This window comes from Acinetobacter sp. UBA801 (genome assembly GCA_002296655.1).
In the GTDB taxonomy this organism is placed as follows: Bacteria; Pseudomonadota; Gammaproteobacteria; order Pseudomonadales; family Moraxellaceae; genus Acinetobacter.
In genome coordinates this window covers 1-13874 of record DBIN01000038.1, presented here as the reverse complement: position 1 = coordinate 13874, position 13874 = coordinate 1, and the positions used below count along the sequence as shown (strand labels likewise).

The 13874-nt window shown below is 39.6% G+C and carries 14 protein-coding genes; 6 read left to right on the top strand and 8 right to left on the bottom strand.

Annotation, left to right across the window (positions count from 1 at the left end):
* Window positions 1-290 precede the first annotated feature (290 nt).
* Window positions 291-1643 carry a glutathione-disulfide reductase gene (gene gorA, locus B2W49_RS07450; protein WP_291337869.1) on the top strand — a complete coding sequence of 451 codons (1353 nt, stop codon included), beginning with the start codon at window positions 291-293 and terminating at the stop codon, window positions 1641-1643.
* A gap of 491 nt (window positions 1644-2134) precedes the next feature.
* The gene (locus tag B2W49_RS07445; protein ID WP_291337868.1) at window positions 2135-2365 is read left to right on the top strand and encodes a hypothetical protein; all 231 of its coding nucleotides are present in this window, start codon (window positions 2135-2137) and stop codon (window positions 2363-2365) included.
* A gap of 149 nt (window positions 2366-2514) precedes the next feature.
* Here B2W49_RS07445 and B2W49_RS07440 read toward each other — a convergent pair whose 3' ends face one another.
* Together B2W49_RS07440 and B2W49_RS07435 are read right to left on the bottom strand one after the other, a co-directional pair.
* Window positions 2515-2961 (bottom strand): universal stress protein, encoded by a 447-nt coding sequence (locus B2W49_RS07440; RefSeq protein WP_004973247.1) that lies wholly within the window; start codon window positions 2959-2961, stop codon window positions 2515-2517.
* Between the two features lie 50 nt (window positions 2962-3011).
* Complete coding sequence (locus B2W49_RS07435; protein ID WP_291337865.1) at window positions 3012-3461, bottom strand: universal stress protein; 450 nt, start codon at window positions 3459-3461, stop codon at window positions 3012-3014.
* Window positions 3462-3768: 307 nt separating this feature from the next.
* Here B2W49_RS07435 and B2W49_RS07430 point away from each other — a divergent pair, with 307 nt between their 5' ends.
* Window positions 3769-4722 carry an alpha/beta hydrolase gene (locus B2W49_RS07430; RefSeq protein WP_291338673.1) on the top strand — a complete coding sequence of 318 codons (954 nt, stop codon included), beginning with the start codon at window positions 3769-3771 and terminating at the stop codon, window positions 4720-4722.
* A gap of 64 nt (window positions 4723-4786) precedes the next feature.
* On the opposite strand, the gene B2W49_RS07425 is transcribed toward B2W49_RS07430, so the two are convergent.
* From B2W49_RS07425 to B2W49_RS07410, 4 genes are all read right to left on the bottom strand, one after another.
* Entirely contained in the window at window positions 4787-5962 is a 1176-nt protein-coding gene (locus tag B2W49_RS07425; protein WP_291337863.1) for a benzoate/H(+) symporter BenE family transporter, read from the bottom strand.
* Window positions 5963-6044: 82 nt separating this feature from the next.
* Window positions 6045-6701 (bottom strand): leucine efflux protein LeuE, encoded by a 657-nt coding sequence (leuE, locus tag B2W49_RS07420; protein ID WP_291337861.1) that lies wholly within the window; start codon window positions 6699-6701, stop codon window positions 6045-6047.
* A gap of 96 nt (window positions 6702-6797) precedes the next feature.
* Window positions 6798-7784, bottom strand: a complete 987-nt coding sequence (tal, locus tag B2W49_RS07415; protein WP_291337859.1) for a transaldolase — start codon at window positions 7782-7784, stop codon at window positions 6798-6800.
* Between the two features lie 89 nt (window positions 7785-7873).
* Window positions 7874-8764 (bottom strand): LysR family transcriptional regulator, encoded by an 891-nt coding sequence (locus B2W49_RS07410; protein WP_291337857.1) that lies wholly within the window; start codon window positions 8762-8764, stop codon window positions 7874-7876.
* 107 nt (window positions 8765-8871) lie between these two features.
* Between B2W49_RS07410 and aceI the strand changes: the two genes are divergently transcribed.
* The gene (aceI, locus tag B2W49_RS07405) at window positions 8872-9303 is read left to right on the top strand and encodes a chlorhexidine efflux PACE transporter AceI (RefSeq protein WP_291337855.1); all 432 of its coding nucleotides are present in this window, start codon (window positions 8872-8874) and stop codon (window positions 9301-9303) included.
* 107 nt (window positions 9304-9410) lie between these two features.
* Here aceI and B2W49_RS07400 read toward each other — a convergent pair whose 3' ends face one another.
* Window positions 9411-10925, bottom strand: coding sequence for an acetyl-CoA C-acetyltransferase (locus B2W49_RS07400; RefSeq protein WP_291337853.1), 1515 nt, complete (start codon window positions 10923-10925; stop codon window positions 9411-9413).
* A 239-nt stretch (window positions 10926-11164) separates the two neighbouring features.
* Between B2W49_RS07400 and B2W49_RS07395 the strand changes: the two genes are divergently transcribed.
* Entirely contained in the window at window positions 11165-12556 is a 1392-nt protein-coding gene (locus B2W49_RS07395) for a 3-oxoacyl-ACP reductase (RefSeq protein ID WP_291337850.1), read from the top strand.
* Between the two features lie 137 nt (window positions 12557-12693).
* Window positions 12694-13548: a MaoC family dehydratase gene (locus B2W49_RS07390; protein WP_291337849.1), complete on the top strand. Its 855-nt coding sequence runs from the start codon at window positions 12694-12696 to the stop codon at window positions 13546-13548.
* 91 nt (window positions 13549-13639) lie between these two features.
* Here B2W49_RS07390 and B2W49_RS07385 read toward each other — a convergent pair.
* Window positions 13640-13874: transposase domain-containing protein (locus tag B2W49_RS07385; protein ID WP_291337847.1), on the bottom strand; the 235-nt coding region annotated here is incomplete at its 5' end.

Sequence of the window (13874 nt, the reverse complement as noted above, 5' to 3'; positions counted from 1 at the left end):
AAGTCATAAAAGCACAAATTAAAACAAAAACAGCGGTTTCACACTTATCCCAATCATACAAAAAGCAAAGCTATATTATAGCCTTAAATGCATGTAATTTAAGTGAGTAATCAGTTTTATAAGAGACGCAATTTGCATGAAAAAGGGGTTTATGCGTGTTGTACATTTACTCACCTCATCTGACTTGGGAAAAACAAACTTGTATGTTAGTTTGAATGAAAAGGACTGTTTTTATGCAATGAATTGATGCAGATCAGTATTTAAATTAATGACACAATATGAGGCATAAAATGGCTAAACATTATGACTATTTAGTTATTGGGGCGGGTAGTGGCGGTATTGCTTCAGTGAATCGTGCGGCACAATATGGAAAAAAATGCGCTTTAATTGAATCAGCAGATTTAGGTGGTACTTGTGTAAACGTAGGCTGTGTGCCTAAAAAAGTCATGTGGTATTCGGCCCAAATTGCTGATGCCATTCAAAAATATGCCCCAGATTACGGTTTTAATACTGAATTAAAATCGCATGATTGGAATACGCTAATTCAAAATCGTCAAGCTTATATTCAGCGCATCCACGCATCGTACCAATCAGGTTTAGTTAAAAACAATGTTGATGTAATCCCAGGCTTTGCTCGTTTTGTAGATGAAAAAACAGTTGAAGTAAATCAGCAGCAATACACTGCAGACCACATTTTAATTGCCACAGGCACTGAGCCAACACGTCCAGATATAGAAGGGGCGGAGCTAGGAATTGATTCAAACGGTTTCTTTGAATTGCAACAATTGCCAAAACGCACAGCAATTATTGGCTCTGGTTATATTGCCGTAGAGTTGGCAGGTGTTTTAAATGCCTTGGGTTCAGAAGTCGGTTTGTTTATTCGTAAGCAATTGCCGCTGCGTAGTTTAGATCAATTTTTAGGTGAAACACTACTTCAATGTATGCGTGATGAACATATCCAAGTGCATACGCAAGCCATTCCAAAGAAAGTCATACGCCAAGCGGATCAGTCTTTGTTATTACATCTTGAAGATGGCTCACAGCACGAGGTTGATTGCTTGATTTGGGCGGTGGGACGTAAACCAAATACACAAGCATTGAACTTGACTGCTGCGAATGTGCAGACTGATGAAAAAGGATATATCGCTGTAGATCAATTTCAAAATACCAGCCAAGCGGGTATTTATGCGGTGGGCGATATTATTGGAAAAATTGAGCTGACTCCAGTTGCTGTTGCAGCAGGACGTAAGTTGTCTGAACGCTTATTCAACCACAAACCTAATGAATATTTAGATTATCAAAATGTTGCCACGGTGGTCTTTAGTCATCCGCCTATCGGTACGGTGGGTTTAAGCGAAGCGCAAGCCATTGAACAGTTTGGACAAGATCAGATCAAAGTTTATCAATCTTCTTTTACCTCAATGTACACAGCTATAACTCAGCATCGTCAAGTTTCTCAAATGAAGTTAGTCTGTGTTGGTGATGAACAGAAAGTCGTGGGTGTGCATGGTATTGGCTATGGCATGGATGAAATTTTGCAAGGTTTTGCAGTCGCGGTCAAAATGGGCGCGACCAAGCAAGATTTTGACAATACTGTCGCAATTCATCCAACTGCTGCAGAAGAATTTGTGACTATGCGCTAATGGAGTAGCGTAGTCGCACACAAAGAGTATGGGTTAAAAAAATCCATACTCTTTTTTATTTTTGAAATTTGTAGATAAAAAATCAGAAGATAAACGTCAGAAAGATAAAGTTTGTTATCGTTATTTAGTTAGCCTAATAAGAAACCCACCGAAGTGGGCTTGTGCGATTAAACACTATCAATTGTGTTTGGGATAAGTTATCTCACGAAAATAATTAAGGTTTGATTAACAATCTTTAGTTTTGTTAAGTATTTCTTTAGAAATTGTTAGCTGTTACTGCAAAGATTTTAAATCTATGTTATAATGTAGTTTGTACAATAAAAATATTTCTATTCTCTCGTAGTTATTCATCATCATGCTGTGCTGCATTTATTTCCTGTGTACTGCAAATGAAGTGTGGTGGATGTTGTTGTATTAAAAATATTATGCTCAAATTTTAATTTGGGCTTGATTTGTAAGTTATAAATGAATTGGTGTAAATATTGAAAAAAATGCAAACAATGCTTGCGAAAGCAGTGAATGGTCGTGAAATTATGGTGTCTTTGGTGGCATCAAAGAAAAAGCAAAATACCCGTGATGGTTTTAAATGGGTCGAAGTCGGAAAGCATGTATTATTGGAATGTGGTCAGGAAATTGAACTGAATTTAGATGGTCGCAGTTTTTATACCGATACGCATGAGATGTACCGTTTACCGCATCGGGTCAATTCAGTTTTAGTCTGAAATGAATATTCAACCTAGCTAAACTGGATTGCGTAAAATATGCAATTGAGAAAAGTTTTAAAAGTTTTTATCTAGAAAAATCCCGTTCATTGGTGAACGGGATTTTTTTAATTTGTGTTTTAATGGGGCAAAGCACAGTTGGTATTAAATTAGACCTTAACAATCAAAACAGGAACAGGAGACTGAGTCAGTACGTTTTGGGCAACGCTACCGAGCATCATCTTTTTCACTCCAGTACGGCCATGCGAACCCATAATAATCAAGTCTGCACCAATTTCATTGGCAATTTGTACAATCCCTTCTGAAGCTGCAACACCACGAATAATTTTGGTATCTACCGAAATACCTTCACGGCTAAAAGATTGTTGAATTTCAGCCAAACGATTTTGTGCATTTTGTTCAGCCTGCATGAAGTAATCGGTAATTGCAGGGGCAACTTTGTAGAAGTCCACGCCCACAAAAGGATCAACTGCAATTACACTCATAATAGTGACAGGGCAATTTAGATCTTTTGCCAATGAAAGTGCTTGTTCTGCTGCAGCATAAGACATAGGCGACTCATCTACTGGAACAAGTAAGTGTTTATAAGTTGTCATGGCAAATCCTGATTTAAAATTTATGATGAAAATATGGCGTAAATTTGTGATTAAGCTTTAACTACAAGCACAGGTAATTCTGTATGGCGTAATACGTCTGTGGCAAAGCTACCCAATAATAATTTTTGGAAACCTTTACGACCATGTGAACCTATCACAATCACATCGGCATTTAAATCTTTCGCGGTTTTGATTACACCTTCCGCAGATACTAAGCCCTCAACCACACGAGTTTCTGCATTTACACCCAACGCTTTCGCAATTTCATCTGCCTCTTTTAATGCCTTTTTTGCGTTTGCTGTGGCTTGTACAAAGTATTCTTTCATAATGGCAGATGAATAATTATAGTAAAAGTCTGAATCGGTAAATGGGTCTTCCGCAACAAGGCTAATTAAGGTGAGTTTGCTGTTAAATGCTTTGGCAATTTCAGCTGCATGTTTGACCGCTGAAAAAGAAATTTGTGAACCATCTACAGGGACTAAAATATTTTGGTACGACATACGGGTAACTCCAGAAATTATGATTATTCGCTTACACTTTATTGATAGCATATAGTCTATATAGGTTCAATTAAAAATCTGAAAAAATATTGATAATTCATTTAATTACCCGCCAAATTTGCTGAAAGAAAAGATAAGCTGAAAATGATAAAATTGCATAACTTAACAGCAAAGCTATACGATAAAATAAGCTGGTAAATTTGCAAAAATAAACAGACCTCATATTTTAAATTTCGTGGGGTTGAATTAGGTGTATGAATCTTGAGGGAAATGTGGTTTGAAATTATTTTGGATGTTGCTATGTTTTATGTTGTTAAGTGCTTGCCAAACCACGCAGCAGAACAGTCGAATCATTGCTAGTGCATTTAATTTCACCACAGGTTTACAACAAAAAATTATGGATCGCTATGCACCCAAAAACATACAAGTGCAGCATGATATCGTGTATGCCACACAGCCTAATTTGAGTTTTGATTTGTATCAAGACAGTCAATTGCAAGATTTAGCCGCTCGCCCGACCATTGTTTGGATTCATGGTGGTGGCTGGATTGCAGGTTCAAAAGCCCATGCACGTGGTTATTTTAAATTATTGGCTGAGCAGGGTTTTAATGTGATTGCAGTGCAATATCAATTCGCCCCGCATGCAACTTATCCTACTCAGTTGCAACAAATTGATCAGGCTTTAAATTACATCACGCAACATGCAAAAAAGTATCAGCTTAATCCACAACAATTATATTTAGCAGGTGATTCTGCAGGTGCGAATTTAGCCAGCCATTATGCTGCATTATTGAGTAATCCAGCATTTGCACAGCAGTCTAATTTACAGCTGACTATTCAGAACAAACAACTCAAAGGGCTAATTTTACACTGCGGGATATATGATTTAAAAGCGTTTGTTGAAACTGCGCCAGATGAAATGAATATCGTAGAGTGGGGTGTTTATAATTTGGTGCAGGCTTATACGGGAGATCGGAAACAGGACAGTGAATTCCTGAAAAATATTTCACCTATTCACCATTTAACAGCAAATTATCCTGCGGTATTTATTAGTGGTGGTAATAAAGACTTTTTAACAGGAACTCAATCTTTGCCGATGCTGCATGCTTTGCAGCAACAGAAGATTCCTGTGACGACAGCATTTTATCCAGATACTAAAGCATGGTTAATTCATGAATATCAATTTTTTATGCACCAAAAAGAAAGCCAGCAAACTTTTGCTAAAACAGTGGAATTTATCAGAAACACAGCGGCCCAGTAATGCATCGCGCGTAGAATAAATCAATTCTATGCTTCGGGAAAATTGTTTTTAATCGCTCAGTTTTTTAGCTTTTACTTTGTTTAAACTTTAAAACAGCCAAAACCACACAACCAAAAATCAGTCCCCAAAACGCAGAGCCAATATCAAAAAATTGCACCCCAGAAGCACTAAATAAAAAGCTCAATAAAGCGGCTTCACGTTCTGCAACGTGCTGAAAGGCGAGGGAGAGGTTGTGTCCAATCGTACCAAGTAGCGCGATTCCAGCCAAAGCTGTAATAAAAACAGCAGGGAATGACATCAGTAAACTGGTCAGCGTTGCTGCAAATATCCCCATCAAGATATAAAACAAACCGCAGCTAATTCCCGCAATATAGCGTTTACTTGCATTGGGATGTGATTGATCATCTAAACTAATAGCAGCACTGATGGATGCAATATTGACACTAAAACATCCAAATGGCGCGAAAATCGCTTGTGCTGTGCCTGTCCAACCAATTAAGTGACGTACATTCGGGTTAAAGCCATAGCTTTTGATCATGGCAAGACCAGGCAAATATTGCGATGCCATATTAATCACAAACAAAGGCAGTGCTAAACCCAAAATGGCAGACCAACTTAATTCAGGTTGCATCCAAACTGGTTGCGCAATACTCCATTGCACACTCGGCATTTGAAATTGCAAGAAGACTGGGCATAGCGCGACCCCAATCAATACAGTTAAAACAATGCTATAACGTGGGCTAAATCGTTTTGCCAAGACATAGGCTGCCAATAAGGACAAAATAAACGCCCATTCTTCTTGCAGGCTGGTAAATAGGGCAATTCCAAATTTAAGCAGCACACCTGCCAGCATGGCGCTGGTTAAACTTTGTGGAATATAAGTCAGTACCTTTTCAAAAATACCTAAAAAGCCTAGCACTGCTGTGAGTACGCCACAAAATAAAAAAGCGCCAATTGCTTCGTGTAAGCTATAACCGCTGCCCGTGGCGATAATCAGTGCCAAGCCAGCGGTAGACCATGAGGTCGCCACAGGATATTTAAATTTCCAAGATAAAATCAGCCCGCTTAGACCAATACCGAAACCTAATGCCCAAAACCAAGAGCTGATTTGCTCAGCACTTGCACCTAAAATTTGTGCAGCTTGAATCACTAAAACTGCAGAAACACTAATACCGACCAAGAAGGTAATAAAGCCTGCAAATACTGCAGGTACAGAGAAGTCATTTAAAATTTTTTGCATGCTTACTTAGACATACTTTCTATAATTGATGAGCAGATCATACACATTTGATCAATTAGTCAAAAGTGTTTTTTATACTTCTTTATAGCGTTGAGCTTGCCAGTCTAAAGCTAAAAACGCAGAACAAAATACCAATACTTGCAACGCAAATGGCTGCAATTTTATAGCGCCGATTGAAATAACTGGCTAATTTGACTCCTGAAAAAATCAAGATAGACAAATAACCCATGCTAATGATTTGTAGGACTATTGCTAAAATAGCAAAGCTCAGTATCGGGTAGGCATAATCAGGATTGACGAATTGAAGAAAAAAAGACAAATAAAACAAAATCGCTTTTGGGTTAATAACGCTAATCATTAAAGCGGTTTGGTATGGATGAACTCGTTCAGTTGTATTGCTTGTTGCTATTGTATTACCGTGTGAAGTTCTAGCTTGTGGAAACCATGTTTTATAGGCTGCAATCAGTAGTTTAATACCTAAATAGCCTAAGTAGAGCGCACCAACCACTTTTAATAAGGTGAATAGCCAAGGAAAAGCATGCAGCAATGAGGCCGCCCCTAAAATGGTGCATACAATTAAAATTAGATCACCCGTAAATACACCGAAAGCAGCTGCATAACCTGTGCGTATTCCAAAGCGTGAAGCCACTGACATGACATAGAGTGAGTTTGGACCAGGCAAGAGCACAATTAAGGTTGTACCAATAATAAATGTGCCGAGGTCACTAATACCAAACACGCAAACTCACCCCAATAAAAACCGATGTAGCAGTATAACAACATCGGTTTTGTGGCTTAGTAAAAATTTTGGACTTTTACAAAGCTAGGCAAATGTTTAGACTTTTATCTGCGCATCTAAGCCGAAAGACTGGCGTAATAGGATAGCAAGTTGCTCACGTGCTTTAATAAAGCCGTCGATACCACCTTGCAACAATTGGAACGCCATCAAATCTGCTTCTAGTTGCGCTTTGAATTGTTCCTTTTCAATTACTGCCAATGGTTCAGCCTGAACTAGAATGCCATTGGTTGATAACGCTGCAGTAACTTCTCGTTCATCAGCTTCAAGTTCTGCCAATAAATTTGGTGCAACGGTCAGCAAATCACAACCAGCTAAAGCCAAAACCTGATCAATACTGCGGAAACTTGCGCCCATAATTTCAGTCTGTACTTGGTACTGTTTATAGAATTGATAAATCTTCTTCACCGAAAGTACACCCGGATCTTTCTCAATTGGGTAGTACATGACATTTTCAGCTTTTTTGAACCAATCTAAAATACGACCCACAAATGGCGAAATCAACGTCACTTTGGCATCTGCACAAGCATGTGCCTGATGCAAACCAAACAACAAGGTTAAATTGGTGTGAATGCCTTCAGCTTCCAACACTTTAGCCGCTTGAATGCCCTCCCATGTCGATGCAATCTTAATCAAAATGCGGTCTGAATGAACACCATAAGCTTGGTACAGCGCTAAAAGTTCTTTGGCTTTGGCAATGGTTGCATCAGTGTCATAAGACAAAGAAGCATCGACTTCAGTTGAAACGCGTCCTTTGATGAGCTTTAAAATTTCTACACCAAATTTGACCGTTAAAATATCAATGCTGCGCTCAACCAATAGATCATTTGTATAACCTTCAGCTTTAGCTTGCTCAAATGCAGCTTCAATCAAGGCTTTATTTTCAGGTTGATTTGCAGCCGCGGTAATGAGTGATGGGTTGGTGGTCGCATCCAAAGGACGAAACTTTTCAATCGCAGCCAAGTCACTACTGTCTGCAACAATGGTGGTTAAGTTTTTTAATTGATTTAAGGCTGTCTGTGACATTCGAGATCTAGTTCTTAGGTTATTGCTTATACATTCAGTTATATCACAAACAGCTTTTAACCCAAGTACCAAGTAAGCGGGTTTGCAGATTATTTATTAGTTTTTCTCAGATTTCGCACGTGATTAATCAAAAAATGAGCAGCGGCGCCCAATTGATGTTCTCGGCTCCAGACCAAGTCGACAAAATATTCAAATTTAGGAGTGAAATCTAGTAACTGTAAAATTTTTAATTCGTGTTGTAACTCAGGATGCTCATTCAGCATTTCTAAGGGCAAGACACCCCAGCCTAAACCTTGCTTAATCATACTGCAGGCAGAATGATGATTATCGGTACGCCAATAGTGCTTGGAAAATAATAACTCAGGTTTAATCTGCCGATCACGGCTCGCCACTACAATTTGCCGATTCTGTAAAATCTGTTCAAAACTGACTTGATCAGATTCAGCCAGCGGTGAATGTCGGGCAGCGACAGGCACTAAAACTTCACGTTTTAATTCCACAAATTGTTCACTGCTTTGTAATTGCTCGCGTTCAAACATAAAGGCTAAGTCTGCTGCTTGAGTCATGATTAAATGCAAAGCATCTTCTTGTGGCGCAGAGAAAATATTAATCTGCAATTCAGGAAATTGCTGCTCTAGCAGCACAATATAATCTGTCCAGCGAGTGTGAAGTAATTCAGATACCACCACTATATTTAAGTGTGATTCTAGGCCAGAACTGAGCGCAAAAGCATGTTGTTTCCATTGATTCATTTCTACGAGTAGTTGTTTACTTTTTTCGTACAAACTCTGCGCTTGTGGGGTAGGCAGAGGTTCACGCCCAACCCGTGCAAACAGTTTCAGGTCTACATCAATTTCTAAATTGGCAATTGACATACTAATTGCCGAAGGTACTTTACCCAATTGACGTGCAGCTGCAGAAAAAGAACCCGTTTCCATCACAGTGATAAAAATAATCAGCTGATCTTGATTGATATTCATAACAGAGATTTGCTTTTATATTTCAATATTATTGATAGATTCTAACTCGAACAGTCAATTAAATGAAAATAGAATAAGCGGTTAAGAATAAGTATTTGAGTAAGCAGATGTTGATTTCCAAAAGAAGATGGGTACATGCTCTGAGTTATGAAGTGATTTTATTGGTCATCATTGCTTTGGTATTAAGTTATATGTTTGAAATGCCAATGCAAGTGACAGGTGGTCTAGGAATTGCAATGGCAGTGACATCGGTGCTGTGGAATATGTTGTTTAATCATTATTTTGAAAAGTTTGAAGCAAAGCACCAATTACACAGAACTTTTAAAATACGTATTTTACATGCAATTGGTTTTGAAGGTGGCTTAATGCTCGCTACTATTCCAATGGTGGCATATGCCTTAGAAAAATCAATAATGCAGGCAATTTTGATTGATTTGCTGATGACGCTCAGCATTTTGCTCTATACATTTATTTTTCAATATTGTTATGACCATGTTGAAGCAAAACTGGGCTATGCCACACAACATTCAGGTAAATAAAACGATAGAAATGAATTAAATGTTTATTGCTATAAAGTAAGAGGTATAAAAAAGCCACTTAAATAAATTAAGTGGCTTTTATTTCTATCTAAAATAGTTAGGTAGAATTATTTTTCAATAATGGCTGTTACACCTTGACCGCCTGCCGCACAGATTGATACCAATACGCGACCTGAACCTTTTTGATTCAGAAGTTTTGCCGCAGTGGCAACAATACGTCCGCCTGTTGCTGCAAATGGGTGACCTGCCGCTAAAGATGAACCTTTAACGTTTAATTTGCTACGATCAATTGATCCTAAAGGTGCATCTAAACCTAAACGCTCTTTACAGAAGTTCGGATCTTCCCATGCTTTTAAGGTCGACAATACTTGAGATGCAAACGCTTCGTGAATTTCGTAATAATCGAAGTCTTGTAAGGTTAAACCTGCACGTTCAAGCATACGTGGAACAGCGTAAGCAGGTGCCATCAACAAACCTTCTTTTTTACCTACAAAATCAACTGCTGCAGTTTCTTGGAAAGTCAAATATGCCAAAACTTCGTGACCATTGGCTTTTGCCCATTCTTCAGAGGCAAGTAATACACAAGATGCACCATCGGTCAGTGGGGTAGAGTTACCCGCCGTCATAGTGCGCGCATCGCCCTTACCAAAAGCAGGTTTTAACTTCGCTAGTTTTTCTACAGTTGAATCTGCACGTAAGTTATTGTCGCGTTCTAAACCTAAGAATGGTGTGATGAGATCATCAAAGAAACCTTCGTCATAGGCAGCCGCCATTTTTTGGTGCGATGAAGCTGCTAACTCATCCTGCGCTTCACGAGAGATACCCCATTCCAGCGTAGTAATAGCTTGGTGGTCGCCCATTGATAAACCTGTGCGTGGCTCACCATTACGTGGCGCATCCATTAAATCTTTAATATTGATTTTGGTTAATGCTTTTAAGCGGTCTTTACCTGTTTTTGCAATGTTCAATTCAAGCAATGCTTTACGCAAACCATCACCAAATGCGATTGGCGCGTCAGAAGTTGTATCTACACCACCAGCAACACCTACTTCAATTTGACCCAGTGTGATTTTATTGGCAACTAAAAAAGCAGCTTGTAAGCCAGTACCACATGCTTGTTGTAAATCGTAAGCAGGTGTTTCAGGCGCAAGCGCAGTATTAAGTACGCACTCACGGGTCATGTTAAAGTCACGGCTGTGTTTGAGCACTGCACCTGCCACTACTTCACCCAAACGCTGACCTTGTAAGTTGAAGCGTTCAACAAGACCATTTAATGCTGCTGTAAACATATCTGTATTAGATGCAGTAAAGTAAGCGCCATTAGAACGTGCGAATGGAATACGGTTACCACCGATAATAGCTACGCGGCGAACAGTGTTTTGGCTCATAATTTTATCCTGTTGAAAAGAGGTATTGGTATTAGATGGTGCTTTTGTTTGCGTTGAAGCAGTTGTTTTAGCACGGCTAGTCGTGCGGGTACGTGTCGTTTTTGTCGTACTCGTGTTGGAACGGGTTGCAGTGTTAGTTCTTTTGCTTGTACGTTTAGTACCAGTTGATGTATTTGACACAGAATCCGTTGCAGAATTTTCCACTGCTGGATTTTCTTGAGTTGTTTTGCTCATAAGGCTTTTCCAAGCATGTTAAAGGTCTACTTGATGTGTACATTAGCACAATAGTATGACAGCTGAATTGACTACAATGACATTGCAGAATGCATTCAGGTCAAGACATCTGATAATTAACTCAAGTATGATTTAGCACAAACGGGTAACGCTATTGAAATGTGGGCATTTGGCATCATATTGATGTTAAAAGATATCGTGTAATCCATCAAAAAATGAATTTATGAGAGATAATAATCATGACTGATCAATACCAAACATTTGCAAAATCTCCTATTGGTAAATTTGTCATTAAAAATTTGGGTTTACCTTCCCCAACTTTTTTAGATCGTTTTGAGTCTGCAACGCCTGTGGTAAAAGGTGCAGTACTTTTAGGTGCAGCGCCTGCAAGTGATTTATCTGCTGCAATTGCACAGGTTTTAGCCAATGTACATGCCAACAGTTATGCAGGCAACAATGCAGAATTGCAACAAGCAGCGGCAAAAGTAGGTTTAAATTTAGGAGCATTCAATTCGGGAGATAAACAATCTAAATTTAAAGTGGTGGTGTTTGATGCTTCAGGTATTGAAAACTCAGAACAATTAAAAGCGCTTTATGAGTTCTTTAACCCAATCGCACGCCAAATTCAGGCTTCAGGTCGCGTGGTGGTGGTGGGTACTACACCAGAAACTGCGGGCAGTGTGAAAAAAGCCATTGCACAACGCGCTTTGGAAGGTTTTGTAAAATCGGTAGGCAAAGAGTTTAAAAAAGGCATTGCGGCTAATTTAATTTATGTCGATCAAGGTGCTGCAGCAAACTTAGAATCTACGTTACGTTTTGCCATTTCACCACGTTCTGCTTATGTGTCAGGTCAGGTGATTCGTGTGTCGAATGCTGCAACTGTAGATGTAGATTGGGCAAAACCATTGGCAGGAAAAACTGCAGTGGTGACAGGTGCAAGCCGCGGTATTGGTGAAGCGATTGCTCATGTATTGGCACGTGATGGTGCACATGTGATTTGCCTAGACGTTCCGCAACAACAAGCAGATTTAGACCGTGTTGCCGCTGAAATTGGTGGTTCAACCTTAGCAATTGACATTACAGCTGCAGATGCAGGCGAGCAAATTAAAACTGCTGCCGCTGCTCAAGGCGGTTTAGACATTATTGTGCATAACGCAGGTATTACCCGTGACAAAACTTTGGCAAATATGAAACCAGAGCTTTGGGATTTAGTCATTAACATCAACTTGTCTGCAATTGAGCGTGTCAACGATTACTTATTGGCAAATGATGGTTTAAATGCCAACGGTCGTATTGTTTGCGTATCTTCAATTTCAGGTATTGCAGGCAACTTGGGGCAAACCAACTATGCAACATCTAAAGCTGGCGTGATTGGTGTCGTGAAATTCACCGCGCCTGTTTTAAACAACGGGATCACCATTAATGCGGTTGCACCAGGCTTTATTGAAACGCAAATGACCGCGGCAATTCCTTTTGCTATTCGTGAAGCTGGCCGTCGTATGAACTCTATGAGTCAAGGCGGTTTACCTGTAGATGTTGCGGAAACCATTGCTTACTTCGCTTCATCGGCATCGACAGGTATTAACGGCAACGTGGTGCGTGTTTGTGGTCAAAGCTTGTTAGGGGCTTAACACTAAAGCCCTCTCCTTATGAGAGAGGATTTAGGAGAGGGGGTTAAGGGGTATATTATTAACCCTCTCTCTAGCTCTCTCCCAGAGGGAGAGAGGACTCCCTTCAATAAATTAGAAAAAATTCTCAAAGGTTCAGTATGAATACTCGCCATTTTAGTCAACTTCCAAAACCCTATTTAGCCTATCCAAAAGTGATTCAGGGCTTAATTTTTAAAAAGCCAAAAGGTGAAAAAGTTCTGCCGCAAGTTGAATATGTGGTGGATTCATTCAAGGTCGATCAAAAGCACTTAAAAGCCTATAATGCAGTGACAGGTTTTAAAAATAACGGCTATATTCCTGCAATTTATTTGGCTGTATTGTCACAAAGTCTGCAAATGCACATGATGACCCAAGAAGCATTTCCATTTGCAATTTTGGGCTTGGTGCATATTCGCAACCAAGTCAAACAAAGCCGTAAAGTTGGATTGAATGAACAACTGACCTTGTCGTGTAAATTTGGTGAATTGCAACCACATGATAAAGGCGTACAGTTTGATTTTATTACCACCGTTAAAGTAGGCAATGAGGTGGTGATGGAAGGTTTGACCACGTATTTAGCACGTCAAAAAACCACCACTAAAGCTGCTGCAAAGCCTGCAGAAAGCAAAGCGCTAAACTATGCCGTTCAAGCTGAATGGGATATTTCTGAAAATACAGGTCGCCGTTATGCTTTAACCTCTGGTGATTTTAACTTAATTCATATTCACGCAATTACAGCAAAAGCATTTGGCTTTAAACAAGCGATTGCGCACGGCATGTGGAGTAAAGCCAAAGCTTTATCTAGTTTGACTTTGCCAGAGGCTTATGAAGCGGATGTTTGGTTTAAGTTACCTATGTATTTGCCTTCTAAAGTTGAGTTTTTAACTGCAACGGACGCTAAAAATACAGACTTTTTAATCCGAAACAGTAAAAACCAAAAACCGCATGTGGCAGGTGTTGTCATAGCACTTTAATTTAGTGATCCAAAGCCTAGATCCTTTAGATTTAGGCTTTTTATTTGCGCTCAATCTTTATGTAAGCGTCCGCTGAATCCCATACCAATTTTTAATTCAATTTAGGTTTCCAGCAGTGTGGCAGTAACTCTTCAATCTGGGTCACTTTATGTGTCGGTAACCTTTTCAGCACATCACTTAAATAGGCATACGGATCCAGCCCATTCAGCTTTGCTGACTGGATTAACGTCATGATGTTTGCCGCTCGCTGACCACTGCGCAGCGAACCTGCAAACAGCCAGTTCTTGCGCCCCAACGCCCAGGGACGCATCTGATTCTCGACCCAA